Source organism: Anaeromyxobacter oryzae (assembly GCF_023169945.1).
In the GTDB taxonomy this organism is placed as follows: domain Bacteria; phylum Myxococcota; class Myxococcia; order Myxococcales; family Anaeromyxobacteraceae; genus Anaeromyxobacter; species Anaeromyxobacter oryzae.
In genome coordinates this window covers 1,158,872-1,180,304 of sequence record NZ_AP025591.1, presented here as the reverse complement: position 1 = coordinate 1,180,304, position 21,433 = coordinate 1,158,872, and the positions used below count along the sequence as shown (strand labels likewise).

The 21,433-nt window shown below is 75.0% G+C and carries 16 protein-coding genes; 7 read left to right on the top strand and 9 right to left on the bottom strand.

What is annotated here, in order from left to right:
* Nucleotides 1–66: 66 nt before the first annotated feature.
* The 4 genes from AMOR_RS05020 to AMOR_RS05005 form a co-directional block, all read right to left on the bottom strand.
* A complete protein-coding gene (locus AMOR_RS05020) occupies nt 67–1,113 on the bottom strand; it encodes a M50 family metallopeptidase (RefSeq protein WP_248359091.1) in 1,047 nt (348 codons plus the stop codon).
* Nucleotide 1,114: 1 nt separating this feature from the next.
* A complete protein-coding gene (amrA, locus tag AMOR_RS05015; RefSeq protein WP_248359089.1) occupies nt 1,115–1,666 on the bottom strand; it encodes an AmmeMemoRadiSam system protein A in 552 nt (183 codons plus the stop codon).
* Entirely contained in the window at nt 1,663–2,085 is a 423-nt protein-coding gene (locus tag AMOR_RS05010) for an NUDIX domain-containing protein (RefSeq protein ID WP_248359088.1), read from the bottom strand. Before AMOR_RS05010 ends, amrA begins: the two co-directional genes overlap by 4 nt.
* Nucleotides 2,086–2,175: 90 nt before the next feature.
* Nucleotides 2,176–3,375: a hypothetical protein gene (locus AMOR_RS05005; RefSeq protein WP_248359087.1), complete on the bottom strand. Its 1,200-nt coding sequence runs from the start codon at nt 3,373–3,375 to the stop codon at nt 2,176–2,178.
* Between the two features lie 207 nt (nt 3,376–3,582).
* On the opposite strand from AMOR_RS05005, the gene AMOR_RS05000 reads away from it, so the two are divergent.
* Both AMOR_RS05000 and AMOR_RS04995 read left to right on the top strand, forming a co-directional pair.
* Nucleotides 3,583–3,831 carry a hypothetical protein gene (locus AMOR_RS05000; RefSeq protein ID WP_248359085.1) on the top strand — a complete coding sequence of 83 codons (249 nt, stop codon included), beginning with the start codon at nt 3,583–3,585 and terminating at the stop codon, nt 3,829–3,831.
* Between the two features lie 231 nt (nt 3,832–4,062).
* Nucleotides 4,063–4,605 carry a beta-class carbonic anhydrase gene (locus tag AMOR_RS04995; RefSeq protein ID WP_248359083.1) on the top strand — a complete coding sequence of 181 codons (543 nt, stop codon included), beginning with the start codon at nt 4,063–4,065 and terminating at the stop codon, nt 4,603–4,605.
* A gap of 220 nt (nt 4,606–4,825) precedes the next feature.
* On the opposite strand, the gene yidD is transcribed toward AMOR_RS04995, so the two are convergent.
* Nucleotides 4,826–6,154 carry a membrane protein insertion efficiency factor YidD gene (gene yidD / locus AMOR_RS04990; protein WP_248359081.1) on the bottom strand — a complete coding sequence of 443 codons (1,329 nt, stop codon included), beginning with the start codon at nt 6,152–6,154 and terminating at the stop codon, nt 4,826–4,828.
* A gap of 108 nt (nt 6,155–6,262) precedes the next feature.
* Between yidD and AMOR_RS04985 the strand changes: the two genes are divergently transcribed.
* Nucleotides 6,263–6,652 carry a PEGA domain-containing protein gene (locus AMOR_RS04985; RefSeq protein ID WP_248359079.1) on the top strand — a complete coding sequence of 130 codons (390 nt, stop codon included), beginning with the start codon at nt 6,263–6,265 and terminating at the stop codon, nt 6,650–6,652.
* A gap of 7 nt (nt 6,653–6,659) precedes the next feature.
* Here AMOR_RS04985 and AMOR_RS04980 read toward each other — a convergent pair whose 3' ends face one another.
* The 3 genes from AMOR_RS04980 to uvrA form a co-directional block, all read right to left on the bottom strand.
* A complete protein-coding gene (locus AMOR_RS04980) occupies nt 6,660–8,720 on the bottom strand; it encodes an AsmA family protein (protein WP_248359077.1) in 2,061 nt (686 codons plus the stop codon).
* 129 nt (nt 8,721–8,849) lie between these two features.
* Nucleotides 8,850–9,746 (bottom strand): GYF domain-containing protein, encoded by an 897-nt coding sequence (locus AMOR_RS04975; RefSeq protein WP_248359075.1) that lies wholly within the window; start codon nt 9,744–9,746, stop codon nt 8,850–8,852.
* A 156-nt stretch (nt 9,747–9,902) separates the two neighbouring features.
* Nucleotides 9,903–12,818 (bottom strand): excinuclease ABC subunit UvrA, encoded by a 2,916-nt coding sequence (uvrA, locus tag AMOR_RS04970; protein WP_248359073.1) that lies wholly within the window; start codon nt 12,816–12,818, stop codon nt 9,903–9,905.
* Nucleotides 12,819–12,952: 134 nt separating this feature from the next.
* Here uvrA and AMOR_RS04965 point away from each other — a divergent pair, with 134 nt between their 5' ends.
* From AMOR_RS04965 to AMOR_RS04955, 3 genes are read left to right on the top strand one after another with little or no spacing between them, the layout of a single operon-like run.
* The gene (locus AMOR_RS04965) at nt 12,953–13,975 is read left to right on the top strand and encodes a DMT family transporter (RefSeq protein ID WP_248359070.1); all 1,023 of its coding nucleotides are present in this window, start codon (nt 12,953–12,955) and stop codon (nt 13,973–13,975) included.
* On the top strand, nt 13,972–14,922 hold the full coding sequence (locus AMOR_RS04960) for a DMT family transporter (protein ID WP_248359067.1): 951 nt from the start codon (nt 13,972–13,974) through the stop codon (nt 14,920–14,922). The genes AMOR_RS04965 and AMOR_RS04960 overlap by 4 nt, the downstream gene beginning before the upstream one ends.
* 60 nt (nt 14,923–14,982) lie before the next feature.
* A complete protein-coding gene (locus AMOR_RS04955) occupies nt 14,983–16,128 on the top strand; it encodes a DNA topoisomerase IB (RefSeq protein ID WP_248359064.1) in 1,146 nt (381 codons plus the stop codon).
* On the opposite strand, the gene AMOR_RS04950 is transcribed toward AMOR_RS04955, so the two are convergent.
* The gene (locus tag AMOR_RS04950; protein ID WP_248359061.1) at nt 16,125–18,680 is read right to left on the bottom strand and encodes an ATP-binding protein; all 2,556 of its coding nucleotides are present in this window, start codon (nt 18,678–18,680) and stop codon (nt 16,125–16,127) included. The genes AMOR_RS04955 and AMOR_RS04950 overlap by 4 nt on opposite strands.
* 308 nt (nt 18,681–18,988) lie before the next feature.
* Here AMOR_RS04950 and AMOR_RS04945 point away from each other — a divergent pair, with 308 nt between their 5' ends.
* Nucleotides 18,989–21,397: a hybrid sensor histidine kinase/response regulator gene (locus tag AMOR_RS04945; RefSeq protein WP_248359058.1), complete on the top strand. Its 2,409-nt coding sequence runs from the start codon at nt 18,989–18,991 to the stop codon at nt 21,395–21,397.
* Nucleotides 21,398–21,433 lie beyond the last annotated feature (36 nt).

Sequence of the window (21,433 nt, the reverse complement as noted above, 5' to 3'; positions counted from 1 at the left end):
CGTCCCCCCTTCGCCGGCGGAGTATCCCCCCGTCGCGTCCGGGGTGCAACTGGACCCGGGAAAGGGTCAGCGACCGAGGATGTCCTTGAACAGCGTCACGCCGAGGATCAGCGCGAACAGGGCGACCGCGCCGACGAGATTCACGACACCTTCGAGCTTCGCGTTGGCGCGGCGACGCGTCACGATCTCGTAGGCGAGGAACACCAGGCGGCCGCCATCGAGTGCCGGAATCGGGAAGAGATTCAAGATCGCGAGCACGACCGAGATCGTCCAGACGAGGCTCAGGAACGCCGGCTTGCCCTCGTGCGCGCTCCTGACCAGGTCCTTCCCGATCCCGACCGGCCCGGTGACGTCCGGCTTCTGCGCGCCCGAGAACATCGCGCCGAAGCCCTTGAGCTGAAGCGCGATGTTGCCGTTCGTGCGGTCGAACGCCTCGTGGAGGGCGCCGAGCGACGTGCTCCGGGCGAGGATCTGGTGCTGGCGGAAGCCGACGCGGCCGATCCCGCTCTGGTCCACCGGCGTGATCGGGATGGTGAGCCGCTGCGCCGCCGCCCCCTCCCCGCGCTCGATCTCGAGGGGGAAGGTGCGCCCCGGCCGTCGCTGCAGCTGGCCCACCAGCTCGAGCCAGGTCGCGACGGGCGTGCCGTCGACCGACACGATCCGATCCCCGGGCGCGAGCCCTGCCTTCTCCGCCGGCATCCCCGGCGTGAGCGCTCCGATGCGCGCCGACGGATCGCCGTCCGGCAGGCCGACGGAGACGAGGCACGCCGCGGCGATCGCGATCGCAGCGACGTAGTTCATCGCCGGCCCGGCGAGGATCACGAGGAACCGGCGCCAGGCCGGGTGGTTCGCGAACGCGCCCGCGTCCGTCTCGGGGACGTCCTCGCCCGGGGCCATCCCGGCGATCTTCACGTAGCCGCCGAACGGCAGCGCGGACAGCGCGAACTCGGTCCCGCTGCGGCGCGTCCGGAGCAGCACCGGGCCGAAGCCGACGCTGAAGCGCTCCACCCGCATGCCGAAGGCGCGCGCGGCGAGGTGGTGCCCCGCCTCGTGGATGATGATGAGGAGCGAGATGGCGAGGACGGCGGCGACGATCGCGAGCGGGGTGGTCACTCTAGGTGGGCTCCTCGCCGAACTCGTCCGCCTCGAAGGCGTCGAGCTCGGTGTCCGGCTCCTGCCAGGCGCGGGCGGGGAGGCCGGCCTTCAGGCACACGTGCTTCAGGAAGGTCTCCACGTCCCAGCCCTCGCGCGCCGCGACCTTCGGGAGGAGGACGCCGCGGTGCCAGCCCTTCCGCACGACGAGGCCGTGCGCGCCGACCTTCACCGCGCGCGGCTCCGCGAGCCGGAACGGCTCGCCGAGCACCGACACGGCGAGGCCGAGCTCGGGCACGTCGGCGGACGAGAGCGGCACGAAGCGCGGGTCCTCCGTCGCCGCGGACACCGCCATGCGCGCGACGGTGCGGGCGAGCGCGTCGGTCGGGCGGAGCGTGCCGATGCACCCCCGGAGCTCGCCCCGGACGCTCACCGTCACGAACGCGCCGCGCGGCTCGGCGAGCGGGCCCCTCTCCGGCAGCGCCGGCGCGGGGGCGATCCCGAGGTGGGAGAGGATGGCGCCGCGGGCGATGCCGAGGAGCGCGGCGCGGTCGGTCGGCGACAGCGGCGTCATGGGCGCCTTCGCGTGCCGGTGAGGAGGAACCGCCGCGCGTCCCCGAGGATCTCGGCGTGATCGAACGCGAGGGGGGACGGGAGCGCCCCCCAGGCGAAGGCGCGCGCCTCGTCCGCGTCGTCGGCGCCCTTCGGCTCCCCCGCCGCGCGCCCGATGAACACCGCCGAGAGCGTGTGCCGGCGCGGGTCGCGGCGCGGATCGGAGTACACCCAGAGCAGGTGCTCGAGCGTGACCTCGAGCCCGGTCTCCTCGCGTGCCTCCCGGACCGCGGCGGCCTCGACCGTCTCGCCGACGTCGACGAAGCCCCCGGGCAGCGCCCAGCCGGGCGGAGGGTACTTCCGCCGGACGAGCACCACGCGGTCCCCCGGCAGGAGGATCACGACGTCCACGGTGGGAGAAGGGCCCTTCGGCTCCGGCACGAGGGGAGACCTAGCGCACGGCGGCAGGACGGTCAATTCGGACCGGGGGCGCGCGACGGCGCGCGCAGCGGTACGGGAACCATCCCGCGGTCATCGCGGCGGCACGATCAGCGGCTCGCCCGGCGGCAGGGCATCCGCGGGGGCGGCGCCCCGCGGCGGCTCCGGCACCGACGGGAACGCCTTCTCCACGAGGAGGCGGGCGAACGGGATCGCCTCGGGAGGCGCCCCGCCCGCCAGCGCCCGGCCCGTCGCCGCCGCGACCCGCGCGTGGGCCGGGTCGCCGCGGTCCTCGAGGTGCTCGGCGACCGCGAACAGCCGCGACGCGAGCACCGCGCGCCGGGCCGGGTCGAAGTAGGCCGCGACCGCGTCCGAGACGACGCGCGCCATCTGCTCGGCGCGCTGCCGCTCGTCGAGGTACAGGGGCGAGACCGCGACCTCGTCGAGCTTCGCCGCGACCTGGCGCAGGTAGGTCTCGTCGGCGAGCCAGCCGCGCAGGAGGGGGAGGTCGTGCAGCTTCGCTCCGCTCGCGACCGCGTCGCGCTCCTCGTCGCCGGGGAGGGCGGGGAACCGCGTGGCCGGATCCGGGACCGCGGCCGCGGGGCCGAGCTGCGACAGCCACAGGTCCGCGCCGTCCGGCACGCGCTGGCCGGTGGTCTCGTTCCGCGCCCGCGCCGCCGCGACGAGCGCGTGCGCGCGGCTGCGGTCGATCTCGCCGACGCCCATCGCCGCGCCGCGGACGAGGACGTCCTTCGCGAAGGTCCGCCACTCCTTCCGGCCGAGCGTCCCGAGCTGCAGCTCGAGCAGGCCACGCTCGTCCGAGATCACGGCCTGCGCGACCTCCACGCCCTTGCCGGGCAGGGAACGAGGCAGCCAGATCGCGCGCTCGCCGTGGCCGTCGATGGCCGACGCATAGGCAGGGAGGGGGGCCTCGGGCGTCATCGTCGGGGCCGGCGCGGCGGGCCTCGGCGGCTCCGGGACGGCGACGCCGCGGCTCTTCAGGACGTGCAGCGCCCGCTTCGCCTCCTTCGCGACCTCCTTGCCGGGGTGGACGGCGAGGGCCGCGAGCACGTCGGCGCGGCCGGCGCCGAGCGCGGCGCGGGCGATGGCGGCGGCGAGCGGGGCGGGGAGGGTGGCGATCTCCTCGGGCTTGGCGCGGGAGATCCCGAGGAGGAGGCGTGCTGCGCGGCCCACCTCCTCGCGCGGCGCGCCGGTCGCGGCGGCGATCTCCTGGCTCTCGACGTTGGGGTCGCGGAGGAGCGTGAGCAGGCGGTCGGGATCGACGTTCGGCATCGCCGGGCAATCTATCCGCGCGCAGAGGGTGAATCCACAGGCGCGTGCCGGGGCTCCAAGCCGCGCCGCGTTCCACGATCGGGCGGCGCGTCGACCCTGGGTGGGGCATCCGCTCGCTTGACACTGCTCGAGCCAGGTCCGTAGGCTCGCCCGTACCCACCGTCGGCCGCGCGTGCGGTCCACGTGAAGCCCTCGAGGAGAGCCCCCATGACGAAGTTCCTGTTCGCAGCTTTCGCCGCGGTCTCGTTCCTCGCCGCGCAGCCGGTCTTCGCGTGCGAGGACTGCAAGAACTGCCCGCACCACAAGGTCGCCGACGCCGACAAGAAGCCCGCGGACAAGGCGGCCTGCGCCTGCGCCGGCGCCGGCAAGGAGTGCAAGTGCGGCGAGAAGTGCGCGTGCCCCCACTGCTCCGCGCAGAAGGCCGGCGCGAAGAAGGAGGAGCCGAAGAAGACGTAGTGGCCCCGGACCTCGGGCTTCGGCCCCGAGCGTGAGACGTCGACCGCGAACCGGCGGCCGCTCCGGACAGGGGCGGCCGTCGTCGTCCGTGCTCCATGGACGCCACGCCTCGCGGCGGTCGCCGGCGGCCCCAGGATCGCCGCCGCCCATCCATCCGGGCGTTGCGGCTGCGCGCACCCTGTCCTACCCTGTCGAGCCCTCCCGCGCGACGCCCGCCGGAAAGGACCGACCATGGCCCTCCTCGACGAGCTCCTCGAAGCGAACCAGAAGGCGTTCCACCCCGACGCCGACCCCGGCTCGTTCATCGCGAACCGGCACCTCTGCATCGTCACCTGCGTCGACCCGCGGCTCACGCACTTCTTCCCCGACGCGATCGGGGTCGACCGCGGCCACGCCGTCGTCATCCGCGTCCCGGGTGCTCACATCGCGCCGGGGTCGGAGATGCTCCGCGCGCTCGCCGCGAGCATCTACGTGAACGACTGCCAGGAGGTGCTCGTCCTCCCGCACACCGACTGCGGCGTGACGCGGGTCTCCGACGACGAGCTCCGGCGCGTGATGCGTGCCCGGGGCGTGACCGAGGCGGCGATCCCCGGCGATCCGGGCCGGTTCTTCGGGCTCATCCCCGACGTGGAGAAGGCGGCGCTCGAGACCGCCGAGGCCATCCGCCGGACGCCGTACCTGCCGCGCCAGATGCCGGTGCACGCGGCGCTCCTCGACATCCGGACCGGGGTGATGAAGGTGATCGAGCGGGGGTATGAAGCCGTCTTCAGGTAACGGGAGGCCCGTTCTCCGTTACCGTTACCGTTACCGTCACCGGCTTCTCCGTTCCCGTGACCCGAGTCCCGTGGCCCGTGGCCCGTGGCCCGTGACCCGTGACCCGCGGGGCCGGTCACGGGCACGTCGATCGGGCCAGGGGACACGGGAGGCGGGTCACGGTGACGGGACCGGGAACGGTAACGGGAACGGGAACGGTAAACGGTACCGCGAAGCGCCCTCAGAAACTCCCCGTCACCCCCGCCGTCGCACCCCCCGGCACCGGCGCAACGTCGATCACCCACCGGAACCGGTCCTCGACGCGCTTCACCGCGAGCGCCTGCGCGTCGCGGTTGAACCGCATCGCCTCCGAGACCGCGCCGAAGATCGCGCCGCCGTACCAGAGCGACTCCGCACCGGCGAGGACGATGCCGAGCGCGGGCTGCCCCTTCCGGAACGCCTCCATCGTCGCCCAGAGGAACAGGCCGTTCAGCGCGAGGGCGGCCGCGCCGGCGCCCGGATCGCCGGCGTAGGCGTGGCCGAGGCCTGGGACCGCCGCGGACAGGAGGCCGGCCGCGAGCGGGCTCCGGTGCGGGGCGTCGGCCACCTCGGCGGCCGCGCGGCGGAGGTCGTCGGCCGCCGGCGCGAGGGAGGCGTCGGTGCGCGCGGCCTCGAGCGCGCGGTCCGCGCCGGCGAGATCTCCCGTGCGCAGGAGCGCCAGCGCGAGGAGGAGGCGCGCACGGCCGGCGCCCGGGCCGCCCCGCGGATCGCCCTCGGCGTACGCGGCGAGCGCGGGCGCCGCCCGGGCCGCATCGCCCGCGGCGAACCGGATCCGGCCGAGCTCGAACAGCGCCGCGTCGCGCCGGGCGGGATCCGCGGCGCGCGCGACGACGGCGCGGAGCGCCGAGGCGGCGGCGTCGGTCTTCCCGGCTCCGGCGAGCGCGCGCGCCGCCTGGAGCTCGGCGCGCCCGGCGTCGGCGCTGCCCGGGGCGAGGAACAGGTAGCGCTCGTATTCCCCGGCGGCACGGTCGAGATCGCCGCGGGCGTAGAGCCAGTCGGCGAACCCGAGCGCGTCGGTCGCGGCGGTCGGGGTCGACGTCGAGGTCGACGGCGCGGTCAGGGTCGGCGGTAGCGGGCCTGCGCCCGCGGGCCACGGGACGCGGGCCACGGAAACGGGTGGCGGGTTCGCGCTCGGGTCGGGGTTCGGGGCGGCGGTGGCCTCGGATCGAGGGGGGGCCTCGAGGAAGAACGTCGCCTCCTCGAGCGGATCCAGGATGCCTCCGTCCGCCGCTCGCGGCAGGAGCCGGAGCGCCGAGGACCGCTCTCCGCGGAGGAGCCGCGAGACGCCGATGAACCCGCCGAGCACCAGGCCGTGGCGCGTCACGGCCTCCCGCGCGTACGCCGCACACGAGGGCCGGTGCGGGCAGCGCGGGCCATCGAGCCGGGAGAGGAGCGCGTACCCGGAGAGGAGGAGCCGCGCCGCCTCCGGCGGCCGCTCCGGCTCCGCGCCGCGCGACGGCCGCGCGGCCGCGGCCACGGCGAGCGCGAGGAACGACGCGGCGAGGCGCACACCGTCTGCTACACCGAGGGACGCGGTCCGTCAACGCGGCCCTTGCTCGCGAGGGGGCGACGTGATCTCCTCGGGCGGACCCGCATGAACGGGGAGGGAACCGCCACGATGAGAACTCCGACCCTGCGCGCCATCGCCGCCGCGACGGCGCTCCTCGTCGCCTCCGGCTGCGCCTCGAGCACCATCATCCGCTCCGAGCCGCCGGGCGCGAAGGTGTACCTGAACGGCGAGATGGCCGGCCGGACGCCGCTCGTGATGAGCGACACGAAGATCGTCGGCTCGACGACGTACGTGCGGCTCGTGCTCGACGGCTACCAGCCGTTCGACGGTGTGATCCAGCGGAACGAGTCCTTCGACGTCGGCGCCTGCATCGGCGGCGTCCTCGTCTTCTTCCCGTTCCTCTGGATCATGGGCTACAAGCCCGACCACAACTTCGAGCTCACCCCGCTGCGCGTTCCTCCCGCGGAGCCGGCGCCTCGCGGTGCGACGGAGTGGTAGCCCAGGACTAACGCTTCCCCCCGAGCCCCTTCAGCACGTCGCCGAGCGCGCGGCGTCCCGCGCGCTCGGCCTTGCCGCGCACCGCGCCCGTCGCCTGCTCGGCGCCGCCCTTCGCGAGCGCCGCGACCGCGGCGTCCGCCTCCACCGCCAGCGCCGGCTGCTCGAGGGTCCCCTTCACTCCGAGCGGGACGGACAGCGTCGGCGGCAGCGGGAGCCCGCCGGCGACGCCCGCGAGCGCGCTCCGCGGCACCGACGTCGTGCCGGTGAGGTCGAGCCGGCCGTCGAGGCCGATCCGGCCGTCGAGCGACACTCCCCCGAACGGCGCCTGGAACGTGAGCGGCGACCGCGCCGCGAGGAACCCGTCCTTCACGGTGAAGCTGCCCGCGAGGTCGCGGAGCTCGGTCCGCCCGCCCCGGGCGCCGCCCACCTTCCCGGCCGCGCCGCCCTTCCCGGCGGCGCGGAGCCCGGAGGCCACCGCGCCGAGCACCGCGTCGCCCATGTCCGTCGTCGTCAGCGCGCCGTCGCGGAGCGCGAGCTGGGCGAGCCCGTTCACCGCCTCCCGCACCTTCGACCACTCCGTGCCGACCCCGGCGACCTCGAGCGTCCCGTCCACCTTCCCCACGACCGGCGACGCGCCCGAGAAGGCCTTCGTCGCCGCGCCGACGTCGACGTCCGAGAGCCGGGCGGCGAGCTTCCAGCTCGGCTGCGCCTCCGTCAGCGCGACGCGCGTCCCGTCCGCCACGACCCGGCCGCCGAACACCGCCGCCTGCAGCTGGTCGAGCACGAGGTCGCCGCCCTGGAGCCGCACCTGGCCGCGCACGTCGGTCGCCTGCAGGCGGCCGGCGCGCAGCGTCCCGACCGCGACGGTGCCCCGGACCTGCGCCGCGGCGACCTCCCTGCGCATCGACTCGGGGAGGAGCGGACCGCCCTTCGGCGCGGCCTGGGCGTCCTTCTCGCCGGGCGGGAGGAGCCCCATCACGGCGTCGAGGTCGAGCAGCGGTCCGGTGACGACGAACCAGGCGCGAAGCGGCGAGAGGTCCACCGCGGCGTGACCGCCGAGATCGACGCCCGGGCCGCGGAGCGCGAGGTCCGTCACCTCGACCTTGCCGGCCCCGGGCCGCCCGGGCGCGAGCTGGGCCGCGGCGCGGAAGTGGCCGGCGGCGGGCTGGCCGCGGAGCAGCAGGTCCCTCACGTCGCCCGAGCCCTCGACCCGGTAGCGGCCCTCGACGGTCGCGACGCGCGCGTCGAGCGAGACCTTGCCGCCGCGCACGATCGCGCCGAGCGCGCCGGGGAGGAGGCCGCGGAGCCGCTCGAGCGCGAGCGCGCCGACGCGGAGGGATCCCGACACGACCGGCCAGTCCTGCGGTCGCAGGGGCACGGCGTCCGGGAGCTTCGCGATCGACAGCTCCGCGTGCACGTCCTGGACGTCGCCGCCCACCGCCGCGGCGACGCGCACCGAGGCAGGCAGCCCGGCGCCGACGCCGCTCGCGTCGAGGTCGAGGTCCTTCACCGCGACGGCGGGGGGCGCCGCCGCGCCCCGGTCGAGCATCCGGAACGCCGCCTTCTCCACCCGCACGCTCCGGATGGCGATCCGCGCGCGGCTCCCGCCCGGCTCCTCCGCCGGGGGCGGCTGCGCCTGGTCCGTCGGCGATCCCAGCCCCTCGGAGCTCCAGGTCCCGTCCGCCGCGCGGACGAGGTTCACCGTGGGGCGCACGAGGGTGATGGAGCGGACGTCCACGTCCTTCCCGAGGGACGTGAGGAGGGGCCAGAGCCCCACCTCGACATCCAGGGAATCGGCCTCCACGAGCGCAGGCTCTCCCGGGCGCCCGGCGACCGCGAGGCCGGCGAGTCCCACGCGGGCGTCCGGGAAGAGCGAGAGGCGCGCGTCGCGGATCGTGACCTCGCGACCGAGGGCGCGCGACGCGCGCGGCACGACGAGATCGACGACGCGGCGCGTGACCGCGCCCGAGTCCACCAGCAGGACGAGGACCGCGACCAGGACGACGAGCGCACCGGCCACGGCCGCGGCGGCGAGCGCGAGCTTGCGCGCGAGGCTCCGGGGCGCCATCCCCCGTAACCTCGGCCCGCCTGGCTGCCGCCGCAACGCGCCCGGGGGTCCGCCCGGAGCGGGGGTGGAGACGAGGCGGGCGGCGCCCCGCGCGGAGCGCCGCCCGGACCGCGGCCGGCCGCGCTCGCCCTAGAACCGCCGGGGCCCGAGGCCGCGCACGATCTGGTTCCAGTCCTCGAACCACTTCACCGCCTGCACCGCGAGCAGGATGAGCCCGAGGACGATGGGGCTCAGCACGGCGCCGACGATGAAGAGCACCTTGTGCGTCGAGTCGCTCGTCACGGGTACGCTCAGCTGGTACCGGCGCAGCCCCTCGTCCCGGAGGCTCAGCGCCTCGAACAGCGCGAGCACGGCGCAGACGAGGCCTCCGATCGAGAGCAGGAACCCGACCGGCGCCGCCACGAAGTTCACGAAGGGGGCGCCGAAGCCGAGGCCGACGACGAGCCAGAAGAAGGTCGCGAAGCGGCTCTCGCGCCCGGCGAGCCGCTCGTAGCCCATGCCCGTCTGGTAGAACTTCACGAGCCCGTAGATCCCGAACGTCACGATGCTCAGCAGGATCGCGCCCGCGACCGAGATCTCTTCGAAGACGAGCGGTCCGCGCGGCTGCGGGTAGGCCTGCTGCGGCGCCGTCCGCTGCGGGGCGGGGTAGGTGGGCTGGGCGCCGCCGGCCGGGCCGAAGGCGGGCTGCGGCTCCGCGGCGCGGCCGTTCTCGACCGGCGCGGAGAAGGGCCCCGTCGCGGCGGACGGGTCCGCCGTCCGGGCCGCGCCCTGGAACCCGCCCGCCTCGGCGCCCGCGCCCGGTGGAGACATCGGCGGCGGCGCCATCGGTGGGGGCTCCGGCGCGACGAGCGCCGCCAGCTCGGGGACGTTCGCGACCTGCTCCCACCCCGCCATCCCCGCCCGCCAGACGCGGGCGGTCGGCCGGACCTGGCCGGACTGGATGAGCCCGTGGAGCATGGCCGCCGAGATCGGCCCGGCCGGCTGCCCCTCGTTCTCGTACCACCACTGCGCGCTCTGCTCGGTCATTCCCCGCTCCGCGAAAGGCGCCGGCCGCGCCGGCGCGGACCGAGGTTGCCACGTGGAGCGCGGCGGTGTCGATGCACTTCGCGTGCTGGACCGTCCCGGGGACGCGGGGGGGCTGCGGCGTGACGCGCCGCCCCCGGCCCGGAGCCGAGGCGCTCGCTACACGGCCTCGGCGCGCCCGAGCCCGCCGCCGCTCGCGCGCGGCGCGAGCTTGCGCCGCTTCTCGTGCGCGGCGAGCACGCGGGCGAGGTAGTGGCCGGTGTAGCTCTCCTTCACGGCGGCCACCTCCTCCGGCGTGCCCTCGGCGATCACCTTCCCGCCCTCGTCGCCGCCCTCCGGGCCGAGGTCCAGGACCCAGTCCGCGCACTTGATGACGTCGAGGTTGTGCTCGATCACGACGACGGAGTTGCCGGCGTCGACGAGCCGATCGAGCACCTGCAGGAGCCGGTTCACGTCCTCGAAGTGCAGGCCGGTGGTCGGCTCGTCGAGGATGTAGAGCGTCTTCCCGGTGCCGACGCGCGCGAGCTCGCGGGACAGCTTGATGCGCTGGGCCTCGCCGCCGGACAGGGTGGGGGAGGGCTGGCCGAGCTTGATGTAGCCGAGCCCGACGTCCTCGAGCGTCGTGAGGATGCGGGCGATCTCGCGGTGGTTCTGGAACAGCTCGCGGGCCTCGGTCACGGAGAGGTCGAGGACCTCGGCGATGTTCTTGCCCTTGAACGTCACCCGGAGCGTCGCCTCGTTGAAGCGCTTGCCGCCGCAGACCTCGCACGGCACGAGGACGTCGGCGAGGAAGTGCATCTCGACGAGCTTCATGCCGTCGCCCTGGCACGCCTCGCACCGCCCGCCCTTCACGTTGAAGCTGAAGCGGCCGGGCTGGTACCCGAACGCGCGCGCCTCGGGGGTCTGCGCGAACACGTCGCGGATGCAGTCGAACACCTTCGTGTACGTCGCGGGGTTCGAGCGCGGCGTCCGGCCGATGGGCTGCTGGTTGATGTCGATGACCTTGTCGACCAGCTCCGCACCCTGGAGGCGCTCGTGCTTGCCCGGCACCTCGCGCGTCCCGTAGTGGTGGCGCATCAGCGCCGGCCGGAGGATCGCGTTCACCAGCGTCGACTTGCCCGCGCCGGACACCCCGGTCACCGCCACGAGCCGGCCGAGCGGGATCGAGACGGTCACGTCCTTCAGGTTGTTCGCCCTGGCGCCGAAGATCGTGATCGCGCCGTGGTCGTTCGTGCGCCGCCGATCCGGCACGGCGATCTCCTTCCGGCCGGAGAGGTACGCGCCCGTGAGGGAGCGCGGATCGCGCTTCACCTCGACGGGCGTGCCCTGCGACACGATCTCGCCGCCGTGGGCGCCGGCGCCCGGGCCGAAGTCGACGATCCAGTCGGCCTCGTCCATCGTCTCCTCGTCGTGCTCGACGACGATGACGGAGTTGCCGACGTCGCGGAGCCGCTTGAGCGTGCCGAGGAGCTTGCCGTTGTCGCGCTGGTGCAGCCCGATGGAGGGCTCGTCGAGGATGTAGATGACGCCCGTGAGCTCGGAGCCCATCTGCGAGGCGAGCCGGATGCGCTGGCTCTCGCCGCCGGAGAGCGACGGGCCGGCTCGGTCGAGGGTGAGGTAGCCGAGGCCGACGTCGAGGAGGAACTTGAGGCGGTTGCGGATCTCCTTGAGGAGCTCGTCCGCGATCTTCGCCTCGTTCCCCTTGAGATCGAGCCCGGCCAGCCACGCGTGCGCGTCCTGGATGGTGAGGCGCGAGAGCTCCACGATGCCCTTGGCGCGGATCCGCACCGCGCGGCTCTCCGGCTTGAGCCGCTCGCCGTTGCAGGTCTGGCACGGCTTGTCGGAGAAGTAGCGCATGTAGTGACGCCGCATCGCCTCGGAGCCGGTGGACTTGAACCGCCGGTAGAGCTGGTTCACGACGCCCTCGAACTCGAGCCGGTAGCGCGAGCCGTTCCCGGCCGCCTCCGTCCCGAGCATGACGACGTCGCGATCCTTCTTCGAGAGCTTCCCCCACGGCGTGTCGAGGTCGATCTTGAGCGCCCGCGAGAGGTGCTCGACGAACTCGAAGGTCCAGCCCTCGCCGCGCTCCATCCCGCTCGCCCACGGCTCGACCGCGCCCTGGCGGATCGTGAGGGTCGGGTCCGGGACGATGAGGTCCGTGTCCATCTCGGCGCGCGTGCCGAGCCCCTGGCAGTCCGGGCAGGAGCCGATGGGCGAGTTGAAGGAGAACGCCTGCGGCGCGAGCTCCCCGAAGCTGAGCCCGCACGCGTGGCACGCGTTGAGCTCGGAGAAGAAGCGGTCGTGCCGCTTGTACTCCTCCGGATCGATCCCCGGCCCGACCTTCTGCTCCTTGTCGGCGTCGGCGACGACGAGGGTGCCCTTGCCCTCGCGGAGCGCCGTCTCGACGGAGTCGGTGAGGCGCGGCCGGATCCCCTCCTTCACCACCAGGCGGTCCACCACCAGCTCGATGTCGTGCTTGAGCTTCTTGTCGAGGACGAGGCGATCCGTCAGCTGGTGGATCATCCCGTCGACGCGCACGCGGGCGAAGCCGCGCTTGGAGAGGTCGGTGAGCAGGTCCTTGTACTCGCCCTTCCGGTTCTGGACGAGCGGGGCGAGGACGAGGATGCGCGCGCCCTCGGGGTACGCGGCGATGGCCTCGACGATCTGCTGGGCGGTCTGCTTGCCGACCGGGCGCCCGCACGATGGGCAGTGCTGCATGCCGATCGAGGCGTACAGGACCCGGAGATAGTCGTGGACCTCGGTGATGGTCCCGACGGTGGACCGCGGGTTGTTCGAGGCGGCCTTCTGCTCGATGGAGATCGTCGGCGACAGCCCGCGGATCGTGTCGTACTTCGGCTTCTCCATCTGGCCGAGGAACTGGCGCGCGTAGCTGGAGAGCGACTCGACGTACCGCCGCTGCCCCTCCGCGTAGAGGGTGTCGAAGGCGAGCGAGGACTTGCCCGAGCCGGAGACCCCCGTGAAGACCACGAGCTTCTTCTTCGGGATCTCGAGGGTGACGGACTTGAGGTTGTGCTCGCGGGCCCCCTTCACGGTGATGGTGTCGGGCTCGCTCATGAGGCGCGTTACTTAATCGACCTGGGGGGCCTTGGCCAGCCGCCGCCGCGCGGCGCCGCCCGGCCGAGCGCGGGGGCCGAGGAGCGCCGGGTCCGTTCCCCGTGGCCCGGGAAGGTGGTAACACCGCGGGACCCATGCCGAACCGCGACACCGCAGCGGTCTCGCCGCAGTGCGCGGCCGCCTCCGCGGAGCCCCCGCCGGCCCGGGCGACGGCCGTCCGGGCGGCCGCCCGGCTCCGGCCGCTCGCGCCGCCGCCCACGGTGGCCCGGGCGCGCGCGCTCCTGTTCGCGTCCGGCGTCCTCTTCGGGCTGTCCGCCATCCTCGTCCGGCTCGCCACCCGCGCCGGCATGGCCGGCGGCCAGGTGACGCTCGTCCGCTTCGCGCTCGGGCTCGCGTTCGTCGTCGCCCTGTTCCGGGCGCGTCCGGGTACCTTCCGCCCGACGCGGTACGGGCTGCTCTTCGCCCGCGGGTTCTTCGGCGGCATCGCGGCGCTCCTGTACTTCCTCGCGATCCAGCGGATCCCCGCCGGCGAGGCGACGCTCCTCAACAACACCTTCCCGATCTGGGCGGTGTTGCTCTCGTTCTTCCTCCTGAACGAGCGGCCGACCGTCCACCTCGCGATCGCGCTCCTCGTCGCGAGCGCCGGCGTGTTCCTCGTCCTGGGCGGCGGCCAGGTGACCTTCGGGCTCGGGTGGGGGGAGATCCTCGGCATCGTCTCCGGCGTGTTCGGGGGGGCGGCGGTGACCGCGATCCGCGCGCTCCGCGCGACCGACAACGCGCCCACCATCTTCTTCTCGTTCTCCATCGGCGGGCTCCTCGTCGCGCTCCCCTTCGGCCTCGGCCCCTGGCCGCACGGCACGCTCCCGTGGCTCGCCGCGCTCGGCGTGGGCGTCTCCGCCTTCCTCGCGCAGCTCTGCATGACGGAGGCGTACGGCGCCCTGGCGATCGCCGAGGCGGCGCTCTGGCAGCAGCTCACGCCCATCGCGAGCTACCTCTGGGCGCTCACCCTCGGCGAGCGGATGGGCTGGCCGACGGTCATCGGCGTGCTCCTGGGCGTCGTGGGGATCGTCTACGGCAGCCTCCTCGGGCACCGGCCCAAGGAGGAGCGCTCGGTCGAGGCGCGGATCGCGGCGGGGATCCCGGCGGAGGAGCCGTGACGGCGGTCGCGCGCGGCGGCCCGGAGCCGGCCGCCGGCCCGGAGGCGAGCGCCGCGGAGGTCGCGGCGGCGCGGGGCCGGGGCGTCGCCCGCCTCCTCCTCCTCGGCTCCGCCGTGTCGTTCGGCCTCATGGCGGTGCTCGCGCGGAAGCTCTCCCGCGGCGACGCCGCCTTCTCCGCCGGCCAGCTCACCGTGATCCGCTTCGTGGTCGGAGCCCTCGTCTCGCTCGCCGCGTTCCGCGTCCGCCCCGCGCTGTACCGGCCGCACAACCGGCGCCTCCTCTGGACCCGCGGCGTCTCGGGCGGGATCGTCGTCGTGCTGTACTTCCTCGCGCTCGCGCGGATCCCCGCCGGCGAGGCCGGGATGCTCTACAACCTCTTCCCGGTGATCGCGACCGCGATGAGCGTCCGCGCCTTCGGGGAGCGCCCGACGATCCACCTCGTGCTGGCGCTGATCCTCGCCACGGCGGGCGTGGCGCTCGTCCTCGGCAACGGCTCGCTCCACCTCGGGCTCGGCGCGGGCGAGGCGCTCGCCGTGAGCGCCGCCTTCTTCGCCGCCATCTCGGCGGTGGTGATCCGGACGATGCGGGCGACCGACAACGCCCCCACGATCTTCTACTACTTCTGCCTCGGCGGCCTGCCGGTGGCGCTGCCGTTCGCGCTCGGGCGCTGGCCCCACGACCCGCGGGCCTGGGCCGTCGCCGCGGTGATGGGCCTCGCGGCCTACGCCGCGCAGGTGCTGATGACGCAGGCGTACGGCGCGCTCTCCATCGGCGAGGCGGCGATCTGGCTGCAGCTCACGCCGCTCGCGCAGTACGCGCTCGCCGCCGTCCTCCTCGGTGAGCCGGTGAGCGGCGCGGGCGCCCTTGGCATGGTGGTGGGGGTGGCCGGCGTCGCCTACGGGACCGTGCTCGGCCACCGGCCGCGGCTCCCCGCGCGCCGCGCGTGAGCGCGGGCGTCTCCCCCCGCGCCCTGGCCCGCCGCGGCGCGGGTGCTAGCTCATGAGGGGATGAGAGCGCTCGAGAGGCTCCAGCGCGAGGGGATCCGGCGCCTCGGGACGCCGAGGACGGGGTTCCGGTACGTCCGCCCGGACGGTCGACCGGTCCCCCGCGCCGACACGGAGCGGATCCGCGCGCTCCGGCTGCCGCCCGCGTGGACCGACGTGCACGTGAGCCCCGCGCCCGGCGCGAAGCTCCAGGCCGTGGGCCGCGACGCGGCGGGCCGGTGGCAGTACCGCTATCACCGGGAGTTCATGAAGCGGCAGGCGTCGGCGAAGTACCGGCGCCTGCTGCGCTTCGCGGAGGCGCTGCCGCGGATCCGGGCGGCCGTGGATCGCGACATGCGGCGTCGCGGCCTCGTGCGGGCCCGCGTCCTCGCGGCGATGGTCCTCGTCCTCGAGCGCTGCTTCATGCGCCCCGGCAGCGAGGCCTACGCACGGGAGAACCGCAGCTACGGCCTCGCGACGATCCGCCCCCGCCACGTGAAGATCGAGGGCGACCGGCTCGTCTTCGACTACCGCGGCAAGTCGGGGAAGCGGCAGGTCCGCGAGCTGGGCGACGCGCGCGTCGTGCGCCTCGTGAAGGAGCTCCTCGCGGTGCCTGGGCGCGACGTCTTCAAGTTCGTGGAGGACGGCGAGATCGTCGACGTCCGCCGGCGCCACCTCAACGCGTACATCCGCGCCGCGGCCGGCGCGCCGTTCACGGCGAAGGACTTCCGGACGTGGGCCGGGACGCTGCTCTGCGCCACCGCGCTCGCCGGGGCGCGCGGGGAGATGGTGCCGGGCCGGACCTCGTCGAGGTCGGTCGCGACCGCGGCGGTGAAGCAGGTCGCGCAGCGGCTCGGCAACACGCCCGCGGTGGCGCGGAGCTCGTACATCAGCCCCGCGGTGCTCGACGGGTTCGCGAGGGGGAAGGTCCTTCGGTGCGCCCTCGCCGACGCCGAGGTGATCGAGGCGCCGCCCGGCGCGCTTCACGAGACGGAGCGCGCGCTCGTGGCGTTCCTCCGCGAGGCCTCCCCGCGCGCGGCGCCCCCGCTGCGGGCCCTCGAGGGCGGTGGCCGGCCGGCGCCCGGACCGCGGCGCGCGACGCGCCCGACCGGCACGACGGCGAAGCCGCTCCGCCGCGCCGCGCGCGGTGCGGAGCGCGGCGAGGGCTAGGTGGCCGTCGCGCCGAGCTCCGCTTCCGCCGGGTCGGTGCAGTGCTCCTGCGGCTCGTCGTCGCGGCGCACGGCAGGCAGGGTGAACGTCACCGTCGTGCCCTGGCCCGGGCTCGACTCGGCGCGGATCGCGCCGCCGTGCGCCTCCACGAGCGCGCGAGCGATGGCGAGCCCCAGGCCGGTGCCGTGCCACGCGGCATCCGCGCCGCGCCGGAACCGGTCGAAGACGTGGGGCAGCTCCTCCTCCGGGATGCCCGGTCCGGTGTCCCTGACCCGGAAGACGACCGCGTCGCCACAGGCCTCCGCCGCGAGGCAGACCGCGCCGCTGTCGGTGGCCTTCACGGCGTTCGACGCGACGTTCCCGAGCACCTGGAGGATGCGGTCGCGATCCGCGACGACCTCGGGCAGTCCCGGGCTCGCCGACAGGCACAGGTCGAGCCCCTTCTCGCGCGCCGCCTCCCGCACCTCCTCCGCGGCAGCGCCGAGCAGGTCGGCCGGATCGCACGGCTCCGCGCGGATCGAGAGGCGCCCCTCGTCGAGGTTCGTGAGGTCGAGGAGGTCCTCGATGAGCCGTCGCATCCGCTTGCCGGCCACCGAGATCCGGCCAGCGGCGCGGCGCGTCTGCGCCGCCGCCGCGGGGCCGTCCGGCAGGCGCGCCAGGGTCGCCGCCCCGAGCATCACGGTGGCGAGCGGGTTGCGGAGGTCGTGGCTCACGATCTGCAGGACCTCGTCGCGGTGCCGGACGGCGCGCCGGAGCTCGGTCACGTCGAGCGCCGTGGCGACGGCGCCGGTGACCTGCCCCGCGGCGTCGAGGATCGGCTGCGCGCCGGTGAGGATCGTGGCCTGCCCGCCGTCGAACCGCTCGATCTCGACCAGCTGCGGCGGCACCGGCCGGCCCGTCGTGAGCGCGCGCTGCGTGGGCCAGTCCCGCGCCTCCAGCGGCGCGCCCGTCTCGACGAGGCGGCCGCGGTAAGCGACGTGGCCGCGCGGCTCTCGCAGCGGCGCGCGGCCACCCCAGATCCGGCGGGCCTCGTCGTTCGCCTGCACGAGCTGGCCGCTCGCGTCGGCGATGAAGACGCCGGCGGGCAACGTCTTGAGGAGGCACTCGAGGCGGCGGCGGTCCGACTCGAGCTGCTCCCGCGCGCGCACCTGCTCGGTGACGTCGGAGACGACGAGGAGCAGCTCCTCGCCGCCGCCGTCCGCCGGGATGGCGCGGAGCGACCACCGCCACCACGTCGGGCCGCGCGCGAAGCCGTCGAAGCGCTGCTCCTCCTCCTCCTGCGGGCCCTCGCCGCGCGCGACGGCGCGGAACCGGTCGAGGAGCCCCGCCTGCGCGGCGCCCGGAACCACGTCCTCGTACCGGCGCCCCTCGAGGCCGCCGGTACGGTGCGGCGCCTCCACGAAGGCGAGGCACGCGCGGTTCGCCCACCGGATGCGCAGGTCGACCGGATCGAGGACGGCGATCCCGGTGGGCGCCTCCTCGAAGGCCGTCCGGAAGCGGTGCTGCGCCGCGAGGAGCCCCTCCGCCATCCGCTCGTACGCGCGGCCGAGGCGGGTGATCTCCTCCGGGCCGCGGAGCGGGCGCCGGGGACGTCGGCCGCGGCCGAGCGCGTCCGCGTGCCGCTCGAGCCTGCGGAGCGCGGCCACGGTGCGGTTGCCGACGACGCTCGACGCGCCGACGGCGAGCAGCGACACGAGGACGCCCGCCGCGAGCACGATCGCCATCTCGCGACGGAGCGGGCCGAGCGCCTCGTCCGCGGAGCGGCTCGCACGGACCGCCCACCCGAACGGCGCGACGGGCGCCGCGGCGCCGAGGCGGACGTCGCCGGCCTCGCCGCGCACCTCCCCCGACGCCTCGCGGCCCGCGAGCGCGGCGGCGACGATCGGCTGCGTCGGCGCGACGCGGCGCGCCTCCCAGTCGAGGTCGAGCTCGGGCGAGCGGAACACGAGCCGGCCGCCGCGATCGACGATCGCCACGCCGGCGCTCCCCTCCCGCGCCGGCGGGAGCGCGCGCCCGCCGAACCGCTCCGGCGCGATCAGCGCGATGATCGTCCCGGCGAGCGCGCCACCGGGCCGCCGGATCGCGCGGGAGACGACGACCCCGGGCCGGCCGTCGACGCGGGCGAGGAGGAGATCCGAGAGCACGCGGTCCTCGCCGGCGAGCACGCGCTGGTAGTAGTCGCGATCCGCGATCGAGATCCCGACCGACGACGGGTTCGAGGAGAAGGCGATCCGGCCGTCGAGCCCGACCCAGCTGAACTCGCGAACCGAGGGGTAGTCGCTCACGGCGTCGGCGAGGAGCCGGTCGGAGTCGTCGCGCGAGAGCCGCCCGCTCGCGATGGTGCGGCCGAGGGTGCCCGCGTCGTGGAACAGGTCCTCCACGTAGATCCGCAGCGTGCCCGCGACCGTCCTCGCGACCTCGAGGTTCGCGCCGAGCTCCCCGTCGCGGCGCGCCCTCCACGCCGCCGACGCGGCGTGGACCGCGAGCGCGACGAACGTGACGGCGGCGAGGCCGACGACGAGGTACAGGCGCGAGCGGATGGTCCGGAACACGGGCGGGGAGTCCTCCGCGGGCCAAACCGACCTCGGCGGCCATGTATTCCGCCGTCGCACTGGCCGGTGCACACGCGCCCGGACGACGTCCGATCGGGGCAGCGCCTGCCCGCCCCATCGGAGCGGCGGCGCACGCGGCGGCATCACCGCGGTGGCGACCGGTGCGAACGTCCGGGGTACGATGCGGTCTCACCTTCCCCCGGGGTACCGCGATGGCCCGAAGGCCTGCGCCGCGCTCGCGCGCGACGCGCTCGAAAGCGCGAGAGCGAGAGCAGGAGGCGCTCCGGGAAGCTCACGAGCGGCTCCGGGTGCACGTCGAGACGATGCCGCTCGGGGTCGTCGAGTGGAACTCGGAGTACCGCGTCACGCGCTTCAGCCGGCGCGCCGAGGAGATCCTCGGGTGGGCGGCGGCGGACGTGCTCGGTCGGCGGCTCGACGAGATCCCATGGGTCCCGGAGGAGGACTGGCCCTCCGTGCGCGCGGTCATGCGGGACATGTCGAGCGGCGCCCGCCCCGTGAACGTGAACGCGAACCGGAACCTCCGCAAGGACGGCTCGGTGGTCCACTGCGAGTGGTACAACTCGACCATCCACGACTCCGCCGGGCGGCTCGTCTCGGCGCTCTCCCTGGTGCTGGACGTCACCGGCCGGACGATCGCCGAGCAGGCGACGCGGGAGAGCAGGGCGAAGCTCGACTCCGCGCTCGCCAGCATGACGGACGCGGTGTTCATCTCGGACGCGGAGGGACGGTTCGTCGAGTTCAACGACGCGTTCGCGACGTTCCACCGGTTCGCGAGCAGGGACGAGTGCGCCCGGACGTTCGGGGAGTACCCGGACCTCCTCGAGGTCTTCACGGCGGACGGCGCGCGCGCGCCGGTGGAGCGGTGGGCCGTGCCGAGGGCGCTCCGGGGCGAGACCGTCACCAACGCCGAGTACGTCCTCCGGCGGAAGGACACCGGCGAGACCTGGGTCGGCAGCTACAGCTTCGGCCCTCTCCGCCGCGACGGCGAGATCGTCGGGTCGGTCGTGGTGGCGCGCGACGTCACCGAGCGGAAGCGCGCCGAGGAGGAGCTGAAGATCGTCACGCGGCTCTACGCCGTCCTGAGCCGGGTGAACGAGGCGATCGTCCGGATCCGCGACGAGCAGGCCCTCTACGAGGAGGTCTGCAGGATCGTCGCCGACGAGGGCGGCTTCCCCCTGGTCTGGGTGGGCCTCGTGCGGGATCGCCGGATCGTGCCTGCGGCGTCGTGGGGGCGGGCAGCCGGTTACCTCGGCGAGATCGAGGTCGAGGTGGACGGCCCGCTGGGCCAGGGGCCCACCGGCGTGTGCGTCCGCGAGCGTCGACCCGTGATCAACGACGACTTCGGCGTCAACCCGTCCACCTGGCCGTGGCGGCAGCCCACCCTGCGGTACGGGCTCCGCGCGTCCGCCGCGTTCCCACTGGCGCGCGGCGACCAGGTGATCGGCGCGCTCACGTTCTACGCAGCGGAGCCGGGCGCCTTCACGCCGAAGCAGGTGAACCTGCTCGAGGCGCTCTGCGCCGACCTCTCGTACGCGCTCGACGCCATGCGGCAGGAGCGGCTCCGCAGCGACGCGGAGCGCGCGCTGCGGCAGAGCGAGCAGAGCCTGCGAGAGGCCGACCGCCGCAAGGACGACTTCCTCGGGATGCTCTCGCACGAGCTCCGCAACCCGCTCGCGCCGATCCGCAACAGCGTCTACATCCTGAACCACGCCGACCCGGCGGGCGAGCCGGCGCGCCGCGCGCGCGCCGTCATCCAGCGCCAGACGGAGCACCTGACCCGGCTCGTCGACGACCTCCTCGACGTCACCCGCATCGCGCGCGGCAAGATCGAGCTCCGCCGCGAGCGGATCGACGTCGCGGACGTCGTGCGGCGCACCGCCGAGGACCTCCGGGCGGTCCTGTCGAGCCGCGACCTCGAGCTCGTGGTGGAGGTGCCGCCGGCGAGGCTCTGGGTCCACGCGGACGAGACGCGGCTGGCGCAGGTCGTGGGCAACCTGCTCCACAACGCGGGCAAGTTCACCCCGCCCGGCGGGCGGGTCGAAGTCTCGGTGCGGGCCGGCGACGGGATCGCGGAGCTCCGGGTGCGCGACACGGGCGTGGGGATCGAGCCCGAGCTGCTCGAGCGCGTCTTCGAGCCGTTCGTGCAGTCGGAGCGCTCGCTGGCGCGGACGCAGGGTGGCCTCGGGCTCGGGCTCGCGCTCGTGAAGGGGATCGTGGAGCTGCACGGGGGGAGCGTCCGCGCCGAGAGCGCCGGGCCCGGGCGCGGCGCGGAGCTCGTCGTCATCCTGCCGCTCGCGTCCACCCCGGAGGCGAGGAGCGCGCCCGCGGGCGAGACGACCCCGGGCGCGGGGCGCCGGGTCCTCGTCGTCGACGACAACCGGGACGCCGCGGAGTCCCTCGCCCAGCTCCTCGAGGTGCGCGGGCACACCGCCGACGTCGCGTTCGACGGCCCGACCGCGATCCGGATGGCGGGGGCGACGCGGTACGACGTGATCCTGTGCGACATCGGGCTCCCGGGGATGAGCGGCTACGAGGTCGCGACCGCGCTCCGGAACGGGGCGGGAAACGGCGCGCAGCTCATCGCGGTGAGCGGCTACGCGCAGCCGGAGGACCTCGCGCGCGCGGCGGACGCCGGGTTCGACGGGCACGTCGCGAAGCCGGCGGACCCCGAGCGGATCCTGCAGCTGCTCGCGTGATCCCGCCGGCGGGGGAGGGCGAGGCGCGCGTCCCCC